20 protein-coding genes are annotated in these 22058 nt (G+C 64.5%); 3 read left to right on the forward strand and 17 right to left on the reverse strand.

Annotation, left to right across the window (positions count from 1 at the left end):
* Window positions 1-16: 16 nt before the first annotated feature.
* Window positions 17-2932, reverse strand: coding sequence for a thrombospondin type 3 repeat-containing protein (locus tag ABXH26_RS00185; RefSeq protein WP_353564994.1), 2916 nt, complete (start codon window positions 2930-2932; stop codon window positions 17-19).
* 281 nt (window positions 2933-3213) lie between these two features.
* Here ABXH26_RS00185 and ABXH26_RS00190 point away from each other — a divergent pair, with 281 nt between their 5' ends.
* The gene (locus ABXH26_RS00190; RefSeq protein WP_353564995.1) at window positions 3214-3726 is read left to right on the forward strand and encodes a hypothetical protein; all 513 of its coding nucleotides are present in this window, start codon (window positions 3214-3216) and stop codon (window positions 3724-3726) included.
* Here the strand turns inward: ABXH26_RS00190 and ABXH26_RS00195 are convergent.
* Window positions 3723-5207 (reverse strand): FMN-binding glutamate synthase family protein, encoded by a 1485-nt coding sequence (locus tag ABXH26_RS00195; protein ID WP_353564996.1) that lies wholly within the window; start codon window positions 5205-5207, stop codon window positions 3723-3725. The genes ABXH26_RS00190 and ABXH26_RS00195 overlap by 4 nt on opposite strands.
* 311 nt (window positions 5208-5518) lie before the next feature.
* On the opposite strand from ABXH26_RS00195, the gene ABXH26_RS00200 reads away from it, so the two are divergent.
* On the forward strand, window positions 5519-6445 hold the full coding sequence (locus ABXH26_RS00200) for a TerC/Alx family metal homeostasis membrane protein (RefSeq protein WP_353564997.1): 927 nt from the start codon (window positions 5519-5521) through the stop codon (window positions 6443-6445).
* Window positions 6446-6595: 150 nt separating this feature from the next.
* Complete coding sequence (locus tag ABXH26_RS00205; RefSeq protein WP_353564998.1) at window positions 6596-7801, forward strand: cation:proton antiporter; 1206 nt, start codon at window positions 6596-6598, stop codon at window positions 7799-7801.
* Here the strand turns inward: ABXH26_RS00205 and ligD (ABXH26_RS00210) are convergent.
* The 15 genes from ligD (ABXH26_RS00210) to ABXH26_RS00280 form a co-directional block, all read right to left on the reverse strand.
* On the reverse strand, window positions 7795-8691 hold the full coding sequence (gene ligD / locus ABXH26_RS00210) for a non-homologous end-joining DNA ligase (protein WP_353564999.1): 897 nt from the start codon (window positions 8689-8691) through the stop codon (window positions 7795-7797). The genes ABXH26_RS00205 and ligD (ABXH26_RS00210) overlap by 7 nt on opposite strands.
* On the reverse strand, window positions 8688-9689 hold the full coding sequence (gene ligD, locus ABXH26_RS00215; protein ID WP_353565000.1) for a non-homologous end-joining DNA ligase: 1002 nt from the start codon (window positions 9687-9689) through the stop codon (window positions 8688-8690). Before ligD (ABXH26_RS00215) ends, ligD (ABXH26_RS00210) begins: the two co-directional genes overlap by 4 nt.
* The gene (locus ABXH26_RS00220; RefSeq protein ID WP_353565001.1) at window positions 9686-10279 is read right to left on the reverse strand and encodes a DNA polymerase ligase N-terminal domain-containing protein; all 594 of its coding nucleotides are present in this window, start codon (window positions 10277-10279) and stop codon (window positions 9686-9688) included. Before ABXH26_RS00220 ends, ligD (ABXH26_RS00215) begins: the two co-directional genes overlap by 4 nt.
* Window positions 10280-10312: 33 nt before the next feature.
* Window positions 10313-11152, reverse strand: coding sequence for a hypothetical protein (locus tag ABXH26_RS00225; RefSeq protein ID WP_353565002.1), 840 nt, complete (start codon window positions 11150-11152; stop codon window positions 10313-10315).
* 147 nt (window positions 11153-11299) lie between these two features.
* Window positions 11300-11578: a cytochrome C oxidase subunit IV family protein gene (locus tag ABXH26_RS00230; RefSeq protein WP_353565003.1), complete on the reverse strand. Its 279-nt coding sequence runs from the start codon at window positions 11576-11578 to the stop codon at window positions 11300-11302.
* Window positions 11575-12180, reverse strand: coding sequence for a cytochrome c oxidase subunit 3 (locus ABXH26_RS00235; protein WP_353565004.1), 606 nt, complete (start codon window positions 12178-12180; stop codon window positions 11575-11577). The genes ABXH26_RS00230 and ABXH26_RS00235 overlap by 4 nt, the downstream gene beginning before the upstream one ends.
* Entirely contained in the window at window positions 12177-13784 is a 1608-nt protein-coding gene (gene ctaD, locus ABXH26_RS00240) for a cytochrome c oxidase subunit I (protein WP_353565005.1), read from the reverse strand. Before ctaD ends, ABXH26_RS00235 begins: the two co-directional genes overlap by 4 nt.
* Window positions 13781-14716, reverse strand: coding sequence for a cytochrome c oxidase subunit II (gene coxB / locus ABXH26_RS00245; RefSeq protein WP_353565006.1), 936 nt, complete (start codon window positions 14714-14716; stop codon window positions 13781-13783). Before coxB ends, ctaD begins: the two co-directional genes overlap by 4 nt.
* Window positions 14713-15549: an SCO family protein gene (locus ABXH26_RS00250; protein ID WP_353565007.1), complete on the reverse strand. Its 837-nt coding sequence runs from the start codon at window positions 15547-15549 to the stop codon at window positions 14713-14715. The genes coxB and ABXH26_RS00250 overlap by 4 nt, the downstream gene beginning before the upstream one ends.
* Window positions 15546-15899 (reverse strand): hypothetical protein, encoded by a 354-nt coding sequence (locus tag ABXH26_RS00255; protein WP_353565008.1) that lies wholly within the window; start codon window positions 15897-15899, stop codon window positions 15546-15548. Before ABXH26_RS00255 ends, ABXH26_RS00250 begins: the two co-directional genes overlap by 4 nt.
* Window positions 15892-16848 (reverse strand): hypothetical protein, encoded by a 957-nt coding sequence (locus tag ABXH26_RS00260; protein WP_353565009.1) that lies wholly within the window; start codon window positions 16846-16848, stop codon window positions 15892-15894. Before ABXH26_RS00260 ends, ABXH26_RS00255 begins: the two co-directional genes overlap by 8 nt.
* Window positions 16841-17365, reverse strand: coding sequence for a c-type cytochrome (locus ABXH26_RS00265; protein ID WP_353565010.1), 525 nt, complete (start codon window positions 17363-17365; stop codon window positions 16841-16843). Before ABXH26_RS00265 ends, ABXH26_RS00260 begins: the two co-directional genes overlap by 8 nt.
* A 17-nt stretch (window positions 17366-17382) precedes the next feature.
* Entirely contained in the window at window positions 17383-17919 is a 537-nt protein-coding gene (locus tag ABXH26_RS00270; protein ID WP_353565011.1) for a DUF3341 domain-containing protein, read from the reverse strand.
* The gene (nrfD, locus tag ABXH26_RS00275; RefSeq protein ID WP_353565012.1) at window positions 17916-19265 is read right to left on the reverse strand and encodes an NrfD/PsrC family molybdoenzyme membrane anchor subunit; all 1350 of its coding nucleotides are present in this window, start codon (window positions 19263-19265) and stop codon (window positions 17916-17918) included. The genes ABXH26_RS00270 and nrfD overlap by 4 nt, the downstream gene beginning before the upstream one ends.
* Window positions 19255-21993 (reverse strand): TAT-variant-translocated molybdopterin oxidoreductase, encoded by a 2739-nt coding sequence (locus ABXH26_RS00280; RefSeq protein WP_353565013.1) that lies wholly within the window; start codon window positions 21991-21993, stop codon window positions 19255-19257. The genes nrfD and ABXH26_RS00280 overlap by 11 nt, the downstream gene beginning before the upstream one ends.
* Window positions 21994-22058 lie beyond the last annotated feature (65 nt).

Below are 22058 nucleotides of genomic sequence, written 5' to 3' on the forward strand. Positions count from 1 at the left end.
TAAGGAGAAGGGTTGTTCATTTGCCCCGGCCCACCAACCACGCATCGATCGCATCCCACTCCCCCTTGACCAGCAGCCGTCTTCTCGCCGGGCCGCGGTGAAATGGATCCGAGAACATCAAGCGGTCGGAGTAGCGGGTGCCCGCCAAAGGCGCCGGGCCTCCGCCTTGATTCGGATGTCCTCCACCCATCATCACATGTCCGATCTCGTGCGCCAGTGTGTTGAGTAGCTCTCTTTTGCTCAGCCCCATGTTTCCGGAGAGCCAGATGGTGCGGGAGTCCGGATGGGCGAAGCCCCTGTAACTTCCTCCAGCTCCAAGGGTGCCGTTGCGGACCTGCCAATCGGCAATTTCATCCGCTCCTCCCACGAGATAGGCGTTGATGTCCACATCGGCATCGGTTCCCGCGGAGGTGAGGATCTTGTTTTGTTCGGTGCCGATGTCGCGACCGTTCGAATCCAATGATCCATTCCCTGGGGCAGGCTTCGGAGCGTCCGGCTGCTGGAAATCCGCCCCTGTGGCGACGTCCCAGTTCACGGGGATCGGCTGGGTGGCGCCGGAGACGTTCACGTCCCAGAAGGCGTTGACCTGCTTGCCGTAGAGGTCGTCGAGATATTCCCCGATTTCGGTGGGGGTGAAGGTGTGTTCCGGGTTCACCCGGCCTTCGAGGCCGTGGTTCTGCGCGATGTGCCAGAAGTGGAGTTTCACGGTCCTTCGTTTGATCGCCTTGACCCCGATCGGGGTGGAGAGGCTGTCGGTGTCTCCGAAGGAGATTTCGACCCGCTGGTCGGAGGATGCGGTTGCGTCCGAACTCCAGTTCACCTCCGTTTCGTCCTCGGACAGGGAGTCCGGTTGGATGCCGGCATTCCCGACCTCCAGCGAGAGGCTGGTGCCGGGGGCGGTCGGCACATGGACCACGCTGGCGTTGGGCGGTGAGCCGCCGGCGGGGGCCATGATCCAGATGCGCCCGCCCTGGCGCTGCTCTTCGGGCCGCGCGGTGGCGGAAACGTCGTCCACCCCGGTGGCGAAGACATCGTCGTCCACCCGGATGGGGATGGCACTGGCCACCTTGGAGAATTCCCCCGGCGAGCCGGGCGAGGGGAGGGCCGCGAGCAGGGCACCGGAGCCGGCGATGTCCAGAAACGAGGCGGCGTTCCATTCCCCTGGGTCGAGGCCCGGGGCGAGTTCGGGCAGGTAATGGACCAGCCGGTTCCGCCAGATCAGGTGGCTGTCTTCGATTCCCGTGCCGTCGCTGGAAATGTCGCGGATGTCCTCCAGTTCGGAGATCGTCTCCCATTGCCCGGAAATCCTCGCCCGGGGTGGACCGGGCCCGGCCGTGAGCACCAGGGTGGTTTCCGAGTCGCCGCCGCCCACTCCGACCAACTTCTTGTAGGCAGCTTCGAGGTCGCCCAGGTGTTCGGAACCCGTGCCCAGGCCCGTCAGGTAGGTTTCGATCTCGAAGAGCCGGTTGCCCCAGATGGCGCCCGAATCGTGGATGTAGATTCCAAAGTCCGGAGCGGGAACGAAGGGCGGGGCGGAAGGGTTTTCAGGTTCGAGGTCCCAGATGACCGTCTTGTCTTCGTCCACCCACAGGTAGGGATAGGCGTGGCCTTCGCCCGTCTCGATTTTTTTCTGGGTGCGGACGATGATTTTCCCGTCCTCGGACAAGGCGGAGCCGAATCCGGCGGATCCGCTCTTCAAGACGAAAGTCCCCTTCGCCGCGGTGTCTCCGTGTTTCAGCTCCTGAACGGTGGCACGGGGGGTTGCCCACCAACCGAGATGGGGTGTGATGCCGGTGTCAGCGTCCTCGAACCACGCATCGCCGACGATCATGCCGCGGTCATTCATGGCGAGCAACCGGGTGTCTCCGCCGAAGTCGATGATGTCGCCCCGGTCCCAGACCTTGGTCCGGAACATGACGCGGCCCGCATGGTCGATTTTCACCGGACCTTCGTCCGGCACCCACGGCAGCTGGAGGTCGCCCAGGGGCAGCTCGAAGACCGCATAGACGGAGAGGGGCGATTTCCGCCAGCGGATCAATGGGTTTCTGGGGGCGGCGTCTTCGGCATCGGGAATCGAATCGTTATCGGAGTCGAGCTGCTCTCCGTCCGCGACGCCATCGCCATCGGCATCTCCGACGAAAGGCGAGCCGAGAAGGTGCTGGGGATGGGCGGGATCCAGCAGCAGGGTGAATTCCGCCCAGTCCGGGCTGCCGTCGGCGTCCGAGTCGAGGTTCCAATCGGCCACCAGCCGCAGGAATTTCCTTCCGCCGGGGGAAGGCGGCGGGGGCGGGGGCGCGGCCCGGGCGGTCGCCACGGAGTTCGCAACGGCATCATTCATTTCCGGAAGGTGATCCTGGAAGGCTTCGATCATCGCCTCGTCTTCGGGGGCCAGCGGCGCTCCTCCTGCGGGTGCTTCCTGCGGGGAGGGGAGATGGAAGATCAAAAAGAAGTAGTCTCCATCGTGGTCGGCGAACAAGGGCATGGAGGACCAGTCCGGGTGCAGGGCCTGCGGGATGCGGGCCGTCATGGGAGCCCCCGATGCCAGGGAGGGCCAGGAGACCACCGTGCCGGTGGCGGGCGGGGCCTCGGGCGCGATCATGAGGCTCACATGACGGGTGGGCGCTTGCTCCGGGGGTGGGTCCCCCGGCTCCGGCGGAGGGGCGGGGGCGATTTCCACCAACGGCACCACCTGCTGGTGCCCGAGGCCGTAAATCTCTTCGAGAGTTTCCCAGTGGAGCAGGTCCTGGCTGGATTCGATGCGGTAGCCGACTCCCGGGGCCGACTGGAATACCCAGGATTTCTGAACGGAGCCATCGGTCGCTGCGACCTGCTCGAACCATCGCGGGGGAAGCAGGTCCCCCGATTGGGCGGAAAGGAAGGCCATGCCCATGAAACCCATACTCGCGGCGATGCCGCCTGCATGAAAATTCATGCCAGCATCCCACCATGGAGACGCCGCCGGGGGCAATCGTTTTCATACTATGGCGCGTCATGTCCCACCTCCAAGCGAAGCTGGTCGCCCTGGCCGCCGTCATGCGCAACATGCCCACCGTCCTTCAATAACTCCTCGTAATCCTTAACTCAACCTTGCATGGGCCCCCTCTTGCCTGATCCAAAAACCCCGATCTCCGGCGGTTCTTTCTTCGATCACCCTGATGCCCAAGCTCCGATTTCCTGCTTTTCCCCCCACGGCGGGACGGTAAAAGGAGGATCATGCACGGCTGGGACATCGAGGAGGCCTTGGGGGCCGGGCTGGCGGAAGGCGTGAAGCGCGGCTTCGCGTTGTTCTCCTGCCTGTCGATCGCGGCCGTGCTGGCGGTGGGAACCTCGTGGGTCGGCGTGGCGATCGAGCGGTTTCTTCCCTCGGCCGTTGATGAGTGGTTGGTGGCCGTTGAAAAGCTCGAGTGGCTCTCGCCCATCGGCATTCTGGCCATCCTGGTCACGCTGGTTGCCTGTGCGGTCCGCGCCTTCGCATCCGACGAATTTTTTCCGCGGGAGTATTTCCGTTTCCTCGCCGCGCTTTCGATTTTCGCGGTGCTTGCCGCGCCGCGATGGGGATGGGAACGCTTTATCTCGCTCGGAGTGCTGGTCGGTTGCCTCGGCTCGATCTGGTTTGTCTGCATGGCCATCGCGCAGGCTCGCTGGGCGAAGTACCAGGCTGAGTTGATGGCGCTGAAGGAGGAAAACCAGCGCAAGCGCGAGGAGCTCGGCAAGAAGTTCGGCTAGCCGGCGCGGACGCCGCCTTCGGGCTTCCACTCCAGCCCGCGGACGATCAGGTCGGGATCGAGGTCGCCGACCTGCTTGATGCCGCAGGCAAACATCAACTCCATCGCGGCGTGGACCGTGTGCTTGTGGTAGTTCGCCACACGCGGGGCCTTCTGTTCGGGGACCAGCCCGCGGACGAGCTTCGGGTTCTGGGTGGTGACGCCGGTCGGGCAGCTGTTGGTATCGCAGCGCTGGGCCTGGATGCAGCCGACCGAGAACATGAACGCGCGCGCCGAGTTGCAGAGGTCCGCTCCGAGGCAGAGCATCTTCACGAGGTGGAAGGCGGTGACCACCTTGCCGCTGGCGATGACGCGGATCTCATCGCGCAGGCCTTGCTGGCGCAGGGCGCGGTCGATGAATTTCAAGGCGGGTTCCAGCGGGTAGCCGACCGAATCGGTGAACTCCAGCGGCGCGGCACCGGTGCCGCCCTCCGCGCCGTCGATGGTGATGAAATCGGGGCGGATCCCCGTTTCGTGCATCTGCCGGCAGATTTCCTCGAACTCCTCCTTGCGGCCGAGGCAGAGCTTGAAGCCGGTCGGCTTGCCGCCGCTCAGCTCCCGCAGCCGCTGGATGAAACGAAGCAGACCGGCGGCGTCGGAGAACTCCTTGTGGCCGGGCGGCGATTTCACGGTCTGGTGCGGCTCGATCTCGCGGATGTCCGCGATTTCCTGGTCGTTCTTCACCGCCGGCAAGACGCCGCCGTGGCCGGGCTTGGCGCCTTGGGAGATTTTCAGCTCGATCATCTTCACCTGCGGCTTGGTCGCCTTGTCCTGGAAGCTGTCGGGATCGAAGCCGCCGTCCTTGGTACGGCATCCGAAGTAGGCGGTGCCGATCTGCCATACGATGTCGCCGCCGTGCTCCAGATGATACTTGCTGAGGCCGCCCTCGCCGGTGTTCTGATAGAATCCGCCGAGCTGGGCACCATGGTTCATTGCGAGCACGGCGTTCTTGCTGATGGCCCCGAAGCTCATCGCCGAGATGTTCAACAAGGAGGCTTCATAAGGCTGCGTGCATTGCGTTCCGCCGATGCGGACCCGCGGTGGCTCGTCGGGCGGATCCTCGGCGTAGATCGAGTGGCGCAGGCCCTCATAGGAGTCGAGATAGAGGTCGAGCTCGGTGCCGAAGGGATGGGTTGGCGTCCGGTCCTTGGCGCGCGAGTAGACCAGATTGCGATGATTCTCCGAAACCGGCGTGCCGTCGGTGTGGCGTTCGATGAAGTACTGCTGGATCTCGGGGGAGATGAACTCGAAGAAGTAGCGCAGGTGGCCGAGCAACGGGAAGTTGCGCAGGATGTTGTTGCGCGTCTGGAGCAGGTCATAGAGGCCGATGCCGACCAGCGGGCCGATGACGACCATCGCCCACCATGCGGCGGGAAAGAACCAGCCGATGGTGGCGACGAGGGCGATCGCGAGGACGCTGAGGATCAGGAAAAGCCTTGGCATGGGGGAACTCAGTCCTTGTGGGGGAGCAGGGCCTCGAGCGCGTCCTTGAAGGTCTGGCGGAGGTGGTCGCTCGCATTCATGAGAGAGTCCTCGCAGGTTCCGCGCAAGATGGTCGGACATGACACGAAAGTCGCCGAAGGGCGCTCCTTCCGCGAGCTTCCGGCCCTCTCGTGAGTTTGGGGGCGAATGGCGAAACGTGCTCAATCTTGTGCATCATTCACGGGATGCACGACACGGACTGCATTTTGCGCGGGCTCGTGAAAGTGGTGTCGCCGCCTTGCGAAAGCCCGGGCGGGTGATTGATTTCGCAGGTGAATGCTGCGAGTGAAACCCCGCTGGGGGTCTGGGGACTGTTCGCCGGAGTCGTGGGGGTCCTCCTCGCCGCCGACCTGCTGGCTTATCGCGGCAAGAGCTCCGAGTCGCGACGGGTGACGCTTGTCTGGAGCATCATCTGGATCGCCGCCGGCCTCGGCTTCGGCGGCTTCATCGCCTGGCGCTCGGGCGGCGAGCTGGTCGGGGAATACTATGCCGCCTATGCCATGGAAAAGGCGCTGAGCATCGACAACCTGTTCGTCTTTTACGTGATCTTCCAGAGCCTCGGCGTGCCGAAGTCCTCGCAGCATCACGTGCTGTTCTGGGGCATCCTCGGAGCGGTGGTGTTTCGCGGCATCTTCATCTTCGTCGGGGTGGCGGCGATCGAGCGCTGGGAGTGGATTTCCTATATCTTCGGTGGCCTGCTGCTCTACGCGGCATGGCATTCCTACCGGCAGGATCCGGCGAAGCAGGAACGCAGCCGGGTGGTCGATTGGTTGTCGGAGCATCTCCCGCTAAGCGCCCGCACGGACACCCGGCACTTCACGCTGCGCGAAAGCGGCAAGCGGGTCGCGACGCCGCTGATGTTGGCGCTGATCGCGATCGAGTTCAGCGACATCCTGTTCGCCATCGACTCCGTGCCCGCGGCCCTGTCGATCACGCGCGACCGCTTTGTCGTTTATAGCTCGAACATCTTCGCCATCCTCGGCCTGCGCGCGCTTTATCTCCTGATGGCGGCGACCATCGCCGGGATGCGCTATCTCCATTACGGACTCGCGGCCGTGCTTGCGTTTGCGGCGGTGAAAATCGTCGCCCACCCGTGGTTCGACATCCCGCCGCTGGTCTCGCTCGGCGTGATCGTCGCCATCATCGGCGTCGCCGTGGTCGCCAGCCTGCGGGCGCGGGTCGGGCTTCGGGCGGACTGATGGGCGTGGCCGTGGTCGCCGGTGCGGGGTTGCTCGGCCATTATCTTCGGGTCCCGCATGATCTGATCTCGGTCATTGGTCGCCTTCCGGAAATGACATGGCAGCGATGCCGGGTTGCGGCAACGGGAGGTGGCGTTAGGGTGGAGGTCCATGCCTTTTCCCAACCTGATGGCGGCCTCCTCCTCGACCGGCGACTCGACGCTTCTGCTCTTCGCGCTGGTGCTGCTGCTCTCGGTGCTGGTTTCGCAGTTCGCGAACCGCAGCGTGCTCTCGACCGCGGTGGTGTTTCTGGTCGCCGGCTTCATCTGCGGGCCGGGGGTGACCGGGGCGCTGCGGCTGAGCCCGGACCAGCCGATCGTTTCCGGCTTCATCGAGCTGGCGCTGTTCAGCGTGCTCTACACCGACGGCATGCGGGTCGGCATCCGCGACCTGACCTCGGCATGGAAACTGCCGGGGCGGGCGCTGCTTTTCGGCCTGCCGCTGACGCTGGTGGCAGTGGGTGTGGTGGCGAAATTCCTACTAGGTCTGTCGTGGACCGAGGCGGCGGTGATCGGCGCGGTGCTGAGCCCGACCGATCCCGTCTTTGCGGCGGCGATCGTCGGGCGCGAGGAAGTGCCCTACCGTCTGCGCCACCTGCTCAACGTGGAAAGCGGGCTCAATGATGGGCTCGCCCTGCCGCTGGTTCTCATCGCGCTGGGGATCGCCGGAAAAGCCGAGCTCGAGCTGGCGACGATGCTCACCGAACTGGGCGTGGGAGTGGCCATTGGCGTCGTCGTTCCATGGATCGCCATCCGTCTGGAAAGCACGCGCGTCTTCGCCTCGTCGGAGCCCTATCGGCCGCTGCTGGGCTTCGCGATCGGCCTGACCGTGCTCGCGCTGACGCGGATGTTTCACGCCAACGAATTCCTCGCTGCCTTCGCTGCCGGGATGACGATCGCGACCAAGGACGAGAAGCTGCGGGAGCGCTTCCACGAGCTGGGCGAGCTGCTGGCCGAGCTGTTCAAGCTGGCCGCGCTGCTGATTTTCGGCGCGCTGATCGACCCCTCGTATTTCGGAGAAATCGGTCTCACGGGGTGGACCTTCGTTTTCCTGACCCTGGTGCTGGCGAGGCCGCTGGCGATGCTGGTGTCCTTTGCCGGCACCGATCTGACGAAGCGCGAATGGGTCGCCGCGGCGTGGTTCGGGCCGAAGGGTTTCGCGTCGGTGTTCTTCGCTTTCCTCGTGCTTCAGCACCACCTCGACCACGGCGTGTGGATCTTTCACTTGTTGGCGGTGACCGTCGGGACATCGATCATCGCGCACTCTTCGACGGACGTGATCGTCGCGCGGTGGTTCGATGAAGAAGAGGCTCAGTGACCGGCGGTGAAGTCCCGGGCGGATTTGATCGAGCGCGCGTGGCGGCGAATGTCCTTCCACGGGCAGTCCTTCTGGCTGAGACGTCGGAAGATGCTTTTCAGCGTGTGGCGCTGCGAGATGTCATCGGCATCGACCTCGTCCCACTCGAGCGGGGTGGCGACGGGCGCGCCGGGTTTCGGCCGCACCGCATACGGCGGCGTGACGGTCTGGCCCCAGGCATTGCGCAGGGTGTCGAGGAAGATGCGGTTGCCCCGTTTGTTCTTCCGCTGCTCGGTGGTGAAAAGCTCGGGGTCGCGCCCGACGAGAATCTCCGCGAGGTCGCGGGCGAGCTGGCGGACTTCGTCGAAATCCGGACCGCGGCGAAGGGGCGAAACGACGTGCAAGCCCCGCGAGCCGGTGGTCTTCACGAAGGGTGCGAGGCCGGCTTCGTCGAACAGCTCGCGGGTCATCATGGCCGCCCGGCGGAGGCCCTTGAAGTCGCCGCCCGAAGGATCGAGGTCGAAGACGAGCAGGTCGGGTTGATCCGGTTCATCGACCCGACTCAGCCAAGTGTGCGGGGTGATGCAGGCCTGGTTGGCGAGATAGACGAGGGTGGCGGCGTCATCGGCGATGACATGGTTCACCGTGCCGCCTTCCTTCTTCAGCTCGCTGGTCCGGATCCATTCGGGGAAATAGTCGGGCGCATCCTTGTGGTAGAAGGTCTTCCCATCAATGCCGTCGGGCAACCGCTGCATCGTGATCGCACGATCGCGCAGATGGGGAAGCATCGTTTCCGCGATGTCGCGGTAATACTCCGCCAGATGGCGCTTCGTGATGCCGTCGTCGGGGAAAAGAAGCTTGTCCTCGTGGGACAGCTCGATGCTGCGGTTGTTTGCCTGGATGCTGCTCATGTCGATTCGCGGACGACGTCCTTGGGGTTTTTGTCGCGGCGCAGCCCGAGGAAACGCGGATGTCGCAGTTTTCCCGAGCCGGTCCATTCGGTGAAGCCAACCTGACCGACGAGTTCCGGTCTCACCCAGTGGACGCCTGTGCCGGGGAGGTCGGGGTCGGAAAAGGGCGGCTCGTCCTGTTCGAGCTTCTTCAATCGGCCGCCGAGATCCTCGAGCAACTCGTTGTTGTAGCCGGTGCCGACCAGGCCGGCGTAGCGGAGTTTCCCCTGCTCATGATAACCTAACATCAACGCGCCGAATCCCGCCCGGCTGCCCTTCGGGTCGGTGAATCCGCCGATGACGAACTCCTGCTCGCGGACGCACTTGAATTTGAGCCACTTCTCCGAGCGCGAGTGGACGTAGGGCGCGTTCGCATCCTTCGCGATGAGGCCTTCCCAGGCCCTCTCGCAGGCTTCCTTGTGGTAGCTCTCGCCGTCCGCGTTGCGGTGCGCGCTGAAGCGGAGAGGCGCCTTGAAGTCGATCGCCCGCTTGAGCAGTCGCTTGCGCTCGCGCAGGGGCAGCGCGGTGGTGTCGTGGCCGTCAAGATGCATGAGATCGAACAGATAGTAGGTCACCGCGATGCCCGACCGGCGCGCCGTGTCCGGGTCCCTGACCTGCATGCGGCCCTGGAGGCGCGAAAAGCTGGTAACCTTGCCATCGAAGGCGACCACCTCGCCGTCCGCCACGAAGTCGCCGCAGGCCTGCGCGAGCAGCGCATCGACGAGTTCGGGATAGGTGTTGTTGATCTGCTTGCGGTTGCGGGTCATCAGCCGGACTTCGTTTCCCTCGCGGAAAACGAGCACGCGTTCGCCGTCGAGCTTGCGCTCGAAAATCCAGTCGTCGTTGGAGAAGTAGTCCTCGGTCAGCGTGGCCAGCATCGGCCCGCACCATCCCGGGTGATTCTGCTTTTTGAGGAGTTGGCGGCTTTCGTCGCCGAGGATGTCGAAGCGGTCGCTCATGAGTCATCCTCCTTCTTGAGATCCTCGATGGTGTCTCCACTGAGCACCGATTCGGGCTCCGTGCTGACCGGATTGCGGCGGGCGTCGGCTTCTTCGTCTTTCATTTTCACCAGCAGCCACTGGGGCTTGTCGCCCTCGAGGATGCGGGTGATGGCGTAGCCGCCTTTAAGCTTCTTTCCGTGGAGACACACGGTGGCGTGTCCGTCCTTGAGGGCCTTCGCGAGGTCGATCTCCCCGCCGTCCTTCTCCGTGGTGTTTTCGAAACGACCGGTGTCCCAGACGATCACCTGGCCTGCGCCGTATTCGCCTTCCGGGATCGTGCCTTCGAAGTCGGCATAATCGAGTGGATGGTCTTCCACCTCGATCGCGAGCCGCTTTTCCCTCGGGTCGGTGGAGGGTCCTTTCGAAACCGCCCATGACTTGAGCGCGCCGTTGCATTCGAGACGAAAGTCGAAGTGGTGCCGGCTGGCGTCGTGTTCCTGCACCACGAAGATCGGCCTGCGGTTCGACTTCGAGTTCGCGGCGGGCTCGGGCGACTTCTTCAGGTCGCGCTTGGATCGGTAGTCGTCGAATGCGTGTTTCTTGCCCATGGTTTAGCCAAGATAGCGCATCTTCGGGAGATGTCAGGGACTGACGACCTGCGTCAGGTGTTCTTTCGTGGTCACCCTGAAAAACTTCCGTGCCGCATCGGCAGCCGTGCGGTAGGTCTGCGGCCCGGTGAGGGCGGTCTGGCCGGGGATCGCCTCCCAACTGGAACCGGGATCGAGGGTCTGAATCGTGGCTGAAACTCCGGGGTTGGGAGTGAAGCTGAGGGTGAACGTTCCGTTGTCCGCCGCGGGTGAAAGGCCGGGGGCATCGACCGTGGGGACGAGGATGAAGTCATCGATGCCGACATAGGCCTGGTTGGATACGCCGGACACAGGGAAGACCCGCAGGCCGACTTCTTCGATCGAGTTAAGGAATGCCGCCGACGGCGTAAACGACCGCGGCCCGGTTTCCTCGAAATAATACCAGAGATCGTCGAAGCGGATGCGGAGGCCATACCAATCGGGCTCGGTGCCGAGGTCTTCCGGAAGGTAGAGTTCGGAAAAGTAGTATCCCGGCCCGGCCGGGCCGTTGGCGTAGATGGCAAGATCGATGTTGTCGATTTCCGCAGGATCAATCGACACCGAGACGTCCACCGCCGAGATCTTCACGCTGCCGTAGTCTCCGACAAGAGCACCCCCGGCGGTGAATTCGTCGGCGAAGAACCAGACGCCCTCCCCACCGAGGAAATAGGAGTAGGCGTAAGGGTTCGGATCGACTTCGGTGTCCGCCCAGAGGGGAGGAGCCACCAGCTCGTCGTCGTAGGAGTAGAGATTCCAGGCGTCGTTGTTGTTTTGGGTGGGGAAGGTTTCCCAGGCACCCGCCAAGGCGTCGGCATGGGCGAAGGGGACGATGAGGAAGAAGAGAAGGCAACGCATGTCATGGACCGACGGGAGTCGGGGCGGATTTATTCACCTGGGACGATTCGCGCCGGCGGAAGCCTGCGCTCCGATGAGACAATTCTGGAGCACCGATCCAGGGTTTCCGGATTCTGGGAGAATCCCTGAATCCGTGGTTTGCATTTACTAACGACTCCACCCGCGGCTGGCGTAGTCGGAGGCGGTGAGGACGACGAGGATGAGCAGCCAGATCAATCCGGCCGTGGCGAAGAGGCGGACGCGGTTGGATTGCTGGTGGAGCTCCATGAAAAACCACGCGATGAGGCCGGCTTTCGCGGCGGCGATGCCGAGGGCGACCGGTGCGTGCAGGACGCCGAGCGGCAGGAAGTCGGCCGCGACGGTGAGGGCGAGGAGAGTCAGCAGGCCGGTGAAGACCCGCAGGCAGGTTTTCGTGTAGCCAGTCATGAGACGAGATAGAGAAGAGGGAAAAGAAAAACCCAGATGATGTCGACGAAGTGCCAGTAGAGCCCGGTGATTTCGACGGGATGCGAAAGATCGTCGCGATGCGGCGTGCGGAACCACAGCCAGCTCAGGAAAACGATGCCGGCCGTCATGTGCAGCGCGTGCAGTCCGGTCATCGCGAAGTAGAGGACGAAGAACAATCGCGCCTGCGGGGCATGCGGGCCATCGAACTCGAAGCTGGCGTTCGGCACGAGGTTCTCATGCGCTTCGAGGCCCCATTCGGTGAACTTGATGCCGAGGAACACGATGCCGAGAACGATCGTCGCGGCCAGCCAGGGCCGGACTTTTCCACTCTCCCGCGCGGCGCCGACGGCGAGGGCCATGGTGAGGCTGCTGCCGAGGAGGATGAAGGTATTGAGCGCGCCCAGCCCCATCTTGAGATGGCCGCTGGCCTCGGCGAAGGCATCAGGGTAGTGGCTACGATAAATACCGTAGGCGAGGAACAGGCCGCCGAAGAACAGAACCTCCGAGGCGAGGAAGGTCCACATGCCGAAGTAGTGGGTTTCGGACTCGTAGGCGTGGCGTTTGGCGGTGTCGCTGCTCATACGCGTTCCTCCTGCGGTTGCGATTCGCGGTCCGGGGGATAGTGGTAGGGGCCGCCATGGACCTCGGGCTGTTCCGCAAAGTTGTGTTTCGGCGGCGGCGAGGTGGTGGTCCATTCGAGGCCCGTCGCTCTCCACGGGTTGTCGCCCGCGGGTTTTCCGAAAAACCAGGACCAGGTGAGATAGACGAGCGGCAGCAGGTAGCCGATGGCGAGGATGGTCGCGCCAGCGCTGGATAGGACGTGGAAGATGCCGAACTCCTCGGGGTAAGCCCAGTAGCGCCGCGGCATGCCCATGTAGCCGAGCAGGAACTGGGGGAAGAAGGTGAGGTTGAAACCGAAGAAGATGGTGAGCGCGGCGATCCGGGCGAGGTTCTCCGGATAAAGGCGGCCGCTGATTTTCGGGAACCAGAAATGCAGACCGCCGAGGAAGGCCATGACCATGCCGCCGACCATGATGTAGTGGAAATGCGCGACGACGAAATAGGTGTCGTGCAGGTGGACATCGACCGCCAGCGTGGCGAGGAACAGCCCGGTCAGGCCGCCGATGACGAACAGGCCGATGAACCCGAGCGCGTAGAGCATCGGCGTCTCGAAACTGATCGAGCCGCGGTGCAGGGTAGCGGTCCAGTTGAAGACCTTGATCGCGGATGGAACCGAAACCAGGAAGCTGAGGAAGGAAAAGACCAGGCCCGCATAGATCGACTGGCTGCTGACGAACATGTGGTGGCCCCAGACGAAAAAGCCGAGCACGGCGATGGCGATGCTGGACGCGGCGATGAATCGGTACCCGAAGATGTTCTTCCGCGAGAAGCAGGTGATCAGCTCGCTGACCACGCCCATGCCGGGCAGGATCATGATGTAAACCGCGGGGTGCGAGTAGAACCAGAACAGGTGCTGAAAGAGCAGCGGATCGCCGCCCAGCGCGGGATCGAAGACGCCGACGCCGAACAGCCTTTCCACCGCGATGAGCAGCAGCGCGATGGCCAGCACGGGAGTGGCGAGGACGAAGATGAGGCTGGTGGCATACATCGACCACACGAAGAGCGGCAGCCGTCCCCAGCGCATCCCGGGCGCGCGGCGGCGGTGGATGGTGACGATGAAATTCAGGCCGGTGGCAATCGATGAGAAGCCGGAGATGAAGATCCCGGTCGCCATCAGGATGACGTGGCTGTTTGTATAAGTGCTCGAATAAGGCGTGTAGAAGGTCCAGCCGGTATCGACGCCGCCGCGGACGAGGGCGAAGAGCGTGAGCGCGGCACCGGCCATGAAGAGATACCAGCTCGCGAGGTTGAGGCGCGGGTATTGGAGGTCGTCGGTGCCGATCATCAGCGGAATCAGGAAATTCCCCAGCACCGTGGGGACGGCGGGGATCAGGAAAAACCAGACCATCACCACGCCGTGGAGCGTGAAGAGCTTGTTGTAGGTGGTGGAGGTGAAGAGGTCGCCGGGCGGGGTGGCGAGCTCGGCGCGCATGAGGCCCGCGGCGGTGCCGCCGATCAGGAAGAAGATCGTGATCGAGATGAGATAGAGGATCGCGATGCGTTTGTGGTCGCCGGTGAGGAACCACGATCGCAGGCCATGGGAGATGTTGAGGTAATTCGTCATCGGGGGTTGTCCGCGCGTGACTTGAGATAGGCGATGAGGGCAAAGAGGTCGTCCTCCCCGATCTGGCCGTCGAAGGAGGGCATGACGTCGTCGTAGCCGGCGACGATCTGTTTCTGCGGAAGCAGGATGGAGTCGCGGATGTAAGCGGCGTCGGCCTGGACCGAGGTGCCGTCCTGAATATGGACGACCGAGCCGTAGAGGCGGTTGAGCGAGGGGGCGTGGACGGTGGAGCCGGCCTCGTGGCAGCCGCTGCAGCCGTGGTCGTGGTAGAGCTGTTGGCCGCGCGCCGCGAGCGTGGGCTTGGCATTTCCCTGCTCGAGCCAGCGGGCATAGTCGGCCGGTGGCATGACCACGAGTTTCCCGCGCATCTGCGAGTGCTGGTCGCCGCAGTATTCGGCGCAGTAGATCGGATAGGTGCCGGGTTTCTCCGCTTCGAACCAGGCGGTGACGTAGCGGCCCGGGACGAGGTCGTGTTTCATCCGCAGGGCGGGAACGTAGAAGCTGTGGATGACGTCCTCGGAGATCATCGTCAGCCGGATCGGCGTGCCGGCGGGGACGTGGAGTTGGGCGAGTTCGGTCGGGCCGTCGTCGCGGTAGAACTCCCACATCCACTGCCGGCCCGTGACGTAGATCTCGAGGGCGTCGTCGGGCGGCGAGGCCATCTTGAGATAAGTCGACGCGCCGAGCGCGAAGATGACGGTGAAAGCGAGCAGCGGGATGGCGGTCCAAGTGATCTCCAATCCGATACTGGTTTCCGCGGCGGTGTGGGTGGCGGGCGAGTTGCGGCGATACTTGATCAGGAAGAATCCGATCACCACCACGAGCCCGAAGACGACCAGCGCGCTGAGACCGGTGAGGCCCCAGAAGAGCCAGTCGACGGGCTTGGCGAAGCCTCCGGCATCCGGAGGCAGGATGGCGGTGGGTAGGTTCATGATTTGCGGCGTTCGCGGTGGAGCGAGCGGATGACGAAGAGGGCGAGCGCGCCGAAAGTGAGTCCGCAGCCCGCCTTGATAAGTCGATTGATGGCGAGGCCGTAGCGGCCGGTCAGTGGGTCGTAGTTGCAGCAGAGGAGAAGAAGGTGGTCGGCAGGCGAGCCGATGGTGCCGTCGGAGGCCTCGACGAGGGCGAGGCGGAGGTCCGTGGGCGGGTATTCGATGCCAAGAAAGTATCTCGAAATGGTGCCGCCGGGGGTGAGGACGAGGACGCCGGAGGGGTGGGCGAATTCCTTGCCGTCGTCGGTCGGGACGAAGCCGAAGCCGGTGGTGTCGGCGAGTTGCTGGATGGCGTCGGGGTTGCCGGTGAGGAGATGGAAGCCTGCGGCGGAAGAACGGCGTCCGTAGTAGGTGACGTAGGACTTCTTCTTTTCGGCGGCGAGAGACGGAGATTCACGGGGATCGATGCTGACGAAGATGACGTCGAAGTCGGTGCCGACGCTCATGCGGATGTCCTGAAGCGAGCGGACGAGGCTTTTCATGACGACGCCGCAGAGCATCGGGCAACGGTAGTAGCCGAGGACGAGGAGAGCGGGGCGCTTTTCGGTGAGGGAGAGAAGGGAGACCTGGGTTCCGGTGGAGTTGGTGAACGTGAGATCGGGGAGTTGTTGGCCGAGATTTTGGGTGAAGTCGGTTTGAGGCGGGGCGGCTTGGAGAGGGTGGAGAAAAAAGAAGGCCAGGAGCGTGGCTTTTCGGAGCGCTGGCTTTAGCCGGCGCGTCACGGTGGAAATCGCGCGGGCTAAAGCCAGCGCTCCGATCGAGAGGCTTTTCATGGCGCGGGTGGGACGTTGGATGGACGCCAGGTGGGCAGTTGGCCGTCGGTGGCGATGCGGTCGATGGCTTGGTCGATGGGGATGGCGACGATGCCCTTCCCGCGGTCGATCCAGCGCGGGCCGGTGAGGTTCTTCGCGAAGCGCTCGTGGAGCTTCCGGCGGCCGGACTCGATGTCGGTGAGATAGGTCGGGCCGTGGCCGATGCCTTCGACAACGGGAATCGAGGCGCGGTCGAACTGATAGATGAGGGCCATGACGCCGAGGATGGCGAGCAGGCCGAGCAGCAGCGCGCCGAAGGTGATGACGATCGGCCGGACGGGGAAGTCGGTGGTTTCGACGCGGTCAGACATGGGTCGTCTTCCAGCCGAGGCCGGCGAGGGTGAGGGTGATGCCGACGGGATAGAGCAAGGCGGCGGCGGAGGCGTGGACGGCGCCGGGGGCGACGAGCCAGACGAGATAGAGGAGCTGGCACCCTAACAGCACGCCGGCGAGCACGGCGACACGGCGCGGGCGGAGCTTGAAGGGTGTGAAGATGAGCAGGAAAAACGGCAGCGCGAGGTGACAGAGCGCGAGCGTGATGACGACGCCGGTCCAGAAGGGCGTCGAGCGCAGGCGATACCACTCGATTTCGTGCGGCTGATCGCCGGACCAGATGATGAGGAACTGCGCGAAGACGACGTAGGACCAAAAGACGATGAGCGCGAGAAGTAGGTTTGAAAGCGGGCGGGCGACGGATTTCTCCGGCGGGTCGCGGTGGACGGCATCGAGCACCAGTGCGGCCGAGTAGCCGGCGACGGCTTGGGCGACCATGAGGATGGCGGGAAAGGCGGTGGAGATCCAGTGGGGCTCGAGCGCCATGATCCAATCGACCGCGAAGGGGAACATCGCGAGCGTGAGCGTGAGCAGGCCGATCACGCCGAGCCTGGGCGTGGCGGTGCCGCGTCGGTCGGCGCGGACGGTGACGATGGCGAGCGCCGCGATGACGAGCAGGACGATGCTTTCCCGGATGATGAAGGGAGTGATCGAGAGATAAGCGGACTTCTTGGCGAGGATGGAGCCGGGCTCGGGTTCGGCTCCGGCCCACTCGGGGAAAAGCACCGGCAGCACGAAAAAGAGCGGCACCAGAAGCGCGAGGAAGACCGGCAGGGTGGCGGCGAGCGCGGTGAGCGATGGGCGCAGGCGGTCGCCCCACCGACCGCCGGTGGTGAGGTGGATGAAGCGCATGGTGAGCGCCCCGGCGGAGATATGCACTCCGGCGAGGACGGCGACGAGCCAGGCATTGGCGAGAGTTTCAGCCATCGGGCAGGGCGTTTCGGGTTTCCTCGTCGAGCGAGCTGAGTGGCGTGTGCTGGCTGAGCTGGAGCGCGCGGATGTAGGCGGCGATCGCCCAGCGGTCGCGGCTGGGCACGCGGGAGGCGTAGGAGAACATGACGCCGTATCCCTGCGTGATGACTTCGTGAAAATAGCCGACCGGCGCGCCGCGGAGGCGATCGGTGTGGAAGGACGGCGGACTCGGGAATCCGCGCTGCGGGACGATGCCATCGCCGTAGCCGTCGTCGCCATGGCAGACGGCGCAGAAGATCTGATAGCGCTCGTGGCCGCGGTCGAGCAGGGCGCGATCGATGGGCATCGGCAGCGTGCTGAGAAGCTGGCCCGCCGCATCGCGTGACGTGAGCTCGTCGGTGGAGTCGCGGGTGAGCGTGCCGGCGGGCGGGTTCCGGGCGACTTTGCCGTCGTCGAAGAAACTGGAAGTATCGTAGGTCCGCTTCGCGGGGTCCTCGCGCATCTGGTCGCAGGCAGCGAGAACGAAAACCATGAGTGGAAGCAGGGCTTTCATTTCGGCACGGCGGTGACGGTGAGGGCTTGCTGCGATTCGAGAAAACGGCGGGCGTTTTCCGGCTGGAAATCCGCATCCGCGGCCTCGATGCAGAGGAAATAGCGGTCCTGGCTGGCGCGGGAGAACTCGGCGAGGTTGAAGACCGGATGATAGGGTTTCGGCAGTCGCGAGGCGATGAAGACGCCGAAGAAACCGGTGACCGCGGCACCGAGCACGGTCAGCTCGAAGGTCGGCGGGATGAAGGCCGGCCACGAGTGGAGCGGGCGGCCGCCGATGTCGATGGGGTAATCGACGACGCTGGCATACCACTGCATGAAGTATCCGCCGACGCCGCCGAGCAGGCCGCCGAGGAACATGAAATACGGCAGCCGTGAGCGGCGGTGGCCGAGGGCTTCGGTGAGTTCCTCGACCGGATGGGGCGCGTAGGCGTCGAGCGGGGAAAATCCGGCATCGCGCGCGGCGCGGGCGGCGGCGAGGAGATGCTCCTGCGTTTCGAAGGAGGCGATGATGCCATGGAGGTCGTCCGGTTTCATGACGCGTCCTCCTTTTTCTTTTCATGGATGAACTCGCGCATCTCGGACATCGAGATGACCGGCAGCGAGCGGACGAAGAGGAACAGCAGCGTGAAGAAGAGCCCGAAGGTGCCGGCGAGCGTGGCGTAGTCCCAGAAAGTGGGCTTGAACCCCTGCCACGAGGACGGCAGGAAATCGCGCTCAAGGCTGGTGACGACGATGACATATCTCTCCAGCCACATGCCGAGGTTGATGACCAGCGAGAGGATGAAGAGGATGAACGGCGACTGCCGTACTTTGCGGAACCAGAGGAACTGCGGTGAAAGGCAGTTGCAGACGATGAGCGCCCAGAACGAGACGGCCGCGGCGCCGCCGAGACGGTTGGCGGCCATGTAGCGTTCGATGGTTTCCCCGCTGTACCAGGCCATGAACATCTCGGAGAGGTAGCCGTAGCAAACGATCAGGCCGGTGAGCAGGAGCACCTTGGCCATCTTGTCGAGGTGGGCGTCGGTGATGTAGTCGTGCAGCCGGTGGAATCGGCGAAGCGGGATGCAGAGCGTGAGCACCATCGCGAAGCCGGAGTAGATCGCGCCGGCGACGAAGTAGGGCGGGAAAATCGTCGAGTGCCAGCCGGGGAGATTGGCGTAGGCGAAGTCGAGGCCGACGATGCTGTGGACCGAAATGACAAGCGGCGCGGCGAGCGTGGCGAGCACGAGATAGACGCGCTTGTAGTGTTCCCAGTGGCGGGCGGAGTTGCGCCAACCGAGCGCGAAGATGCCGTAGAGCCGTTGTTTCCAGCGGGGCTTCGCGGTGTCGCGCAGCGTGGCGAGGTCGGGCACGAGGCCGAGGAACCAGAACAGCAGCGAGACGGTGGCGTAGGTGGAGACCGCGAAGAAATCCCACACCAGCGGGCTGCGGAACTGCGGCCAGAGGTTCATCGTGTCCGGGTAGGGGATGAGCCAATAGAAGTACTGCGGACGTCCGAGATGGAGCAGCGGGAAGAGCCCGGCGCAGGCGACGGCGAAGAGGGTCATCGCCTCGGTGAAGCGGTTGATCGAGGTGCGCCAGTCCTGATGCAGCAGCAGCAGGATGGCGGAGATGAAGGTGCCGGCGTGGCCGATGCCGATCCACCACACGAAGTTGATGATGGCGAAGCCCCAGGCGACCGGGATCTGGATGCCCCAGATGCCGACGCCTTTCGTGAACAGCCAGACGACGCAGAACTGGAGCAGGATGAGCAGCGCGAACGAGACGGCGAAGCCGAACAGCCAGCCGCGGCCGGGGCGGCTCAGAGCGTTGCCGGCGATGCGGTCGTTCAGGTGGGAAACGGAGGCGTCCTTCCCGAGGAGTGGCGTGTCAGACGGCATCGGGAGAATGGTGGATGAGGCGGGCGCCGTAGGTGGTGCGCGGGCGGGTGTTTTCCGAAGCGAGCAGCGGGTAGTCGCGCGGCGAGGCCTTGCTACGGGAAACCTCGGAGTTCGGATCGGCGACATTGCCGAAACGGATGGCCTGCGCGGGACAGACCTGCTGGCAGGCGGTGACGATCTCGCCGTCGCGGACGTCGCGTTTCTCGATGGAAGCCGTCTGCTTGGCGCGGTTGATGCGCTGGACGCAGTAGGTGCATTTCTCCATCACGCCGCGCGAGCGGACGGTGACGTCGGGATTGAAAGCGAGGGCGAATGGCTCGCGTTTCGTGCGCTGCGGGTGGTAGTCGAGGAAATTGAAGCGGCGGACCTTGTAGGGGCAGTTGTTCGAGCAGTAGCGGGTGCCGACGCAGCGGTTGTAAACCATCTGGTTGAGGCCGTCGTGGCTGTGCGCGGTGGCGGCGACCGGACAGACGACCTCGCAGGGTGCGTGCTCGCAGTGCATGCAGGGCACGGGCTGGTGGAGGAAGCTCGGGTGGGCGGGGTCGCCGGCGTAGTAGCGGTCGAGCCGGATCCAGTGCATCTCTCGGCCCTTGATGACCTGATCGCGGCCGACGGTGGGAATGTTGTTTTCCGCCTGGCAGGCGGTGACGCAGGCGTTGCAGCCGATGCAGGTGTTGAGGTCGATGCTCATGCCCCACTCGTAGCGGTCGGGCTCCTTGAGCGGGTAGAGCGTCTCATCGCGTTCGGGTTTCTCTGCCTCGTGGGCGATAAATTCCGGCTTGCTACGAAACTCATCGTAGGTGGCGGCGAGGACGAGCGGGCGGCCGTGCATCGTCTGGTGCCGCTGGGTGACGGGAAGCTCGATGCGCCGGCCGAGTTTTTCGATCGTCGCGCCGCGGCGGGAGGTGGCGAGGAAACCGGTGACGTCGAAGCCGGAGTCGGCGACGAGGGCGCCGCCGAGCTTGCGGCCATAGCCGAGGTGGGCGGTGAGGCAGTCGTCGGCGTGACCGGGCTGGATGAGGACGGGGCCTTCGGCGCTGGTTTCGTGGATGCGGACGCGGATCAGGTCGCCGGATTCAAGCTCGTGCTTCTTGGCGAGCGCGGGAGAAAGGAGGAAGGCGTTGGTCCAGGTGAGGGTGGTGAGCGGGCGCGGGAGTTCGCGGAGCCAGGGGTTGTTGGCGTGTTCGCCGAAGCCGAGATAGGGGTCCGGGGCGAGGATGAGGTCGAGGCCGTCGGAGCGGGCGGGGATTTCCGGAGGGGAAACCGTGGTGTCTGTCGGCCGAAGGGCGGTGTTGGGGATGATGCCGGAGCGCAGGGCGGATCGCCAGGCGGGCTCGTCGAGGTTCCAGGTCTGCTGGACACGGTTGGGGCCGTTCGTTTCCCAATCGGCATCGCCGGCGAAGAGGGCGAGGAGTTGGTGGAGGGAGCGGCCTTGGTAGAAGGGCTCGATCAGCGGTTGTACGATGGACGCCGTACCGTCCCAGGCGCGGAGGTCGCTCCAGTGTTCAAGGAAATGGGTGGCGGGGAGCTGCCACTGGCAGGCGGTGGCCGTTTCGTCGGGGTGGAGCGACCAGGCGGCGGTGAAGGGGACGGTCTGAAGCGTCTGGGCGGAGAGGCCGGGGACTTCGTGGATGGGATTGATGCCGAGGAAGACGAGGGATTCGGGTTCGCCGGCGTGGAGGGCGTCGATCCAAGAGGGCGGCGGAGGAGCGAGTTCGTCGGAGCGGATGGGTGGGAGGACCGTGCGTGCGCGGCCACCGGGGGCACCGAGAATGAGGGCGGCGGGGGCGTTGAGGGCTTCGGCGAGTGGTTGCGGTGGATGGGCGAGGAAGTCGGCAAGTCTGGATGGCGCGACGGGCCAATGGTGATCGGCCATGCTGCCGGTGACGCTGGGGCAGCTTTCGACGACATGGAGGCGGTTCGGGTTTTCCGGCGCGCGGCGGGACGTGAACTCGCGGGTGTGACGGAGGGCGTCGGGGTGGTCGGTGAGGAAGTCCTGGCCGATGGAGACGATGACGTCGGGCTGCGAAAAATCGTCGAGGTATCGCGGGAGGCGCGGATAGGGGTCGTGGAAATGGATGGTGGCGCGGGGGAGTTTCTCGCGGATCTGGTCGAGCTGGCGGATCGTGGTGGGCGAGGTGGTGGGGGCGAGGACGAGGTGGATGCCCTCGCCCTGCGGGTGCTTCTTGATCTCATTTCGCCAGGCGGCGGCGAAGGCGGACCAGGTCGTCGGGCGGTTTCCGTGAAGCGGGGCGGTGCAGCGGTCGGGATCGTAGAGGGCGAGGATGGCGGCCTGCGTGACCGCATCGGTGGCGCCGAGGGAGGAGGGATGGTCGGGGTTTCCCTCGATCTTGGTCGGGCGTCCGTCGTTCGAGCGGACGACGATGCCGCGACCGTATCCGCGGAACGAAATACTGCTGGCGTAGTAGCTCGGAACGCCGGGCAGCGCTTCTTCCGGCGCGCGGACATAGGGTGCGATGTCGCGTCGTTTGTGCGGCTGGCAGCCGGTGAGGCCCGCCAGCGAGAGCGAGGCGGCGGCGAGCTTGAGGAAGGATCGGCGCGAGGTGTCACTTGGCCAGTCGGCGGCGCCGGATGGGAATTCGTCGCGGAAACCGGGGGAGTGGAAGAGTTCGTCCAGCGTCCGCCACAGGGCCGGACCGTGTTTTCCCGACAAGCGCGCGAGGTAGCGCTCGGGAAGGTCGATCGGCGGTGGTGGGAGGCTGGACATGGTGGAATTCGGGGAACAACGAAAAGGGCGAAAGGGGCGAAATTTGAAGAGGCGGGTGGGTCGCG

The organism is Haloferula sargassicola (genome assembly GCF_040362925.1).
GTDB classification, from domain to species: domain Bacteria; phylum Verrucomicrobiota; class Verrucomicrobiia; order Verrucomicrobiales; family Akkermansiaceae; genus Haloferula; species Haloferula sargassicola.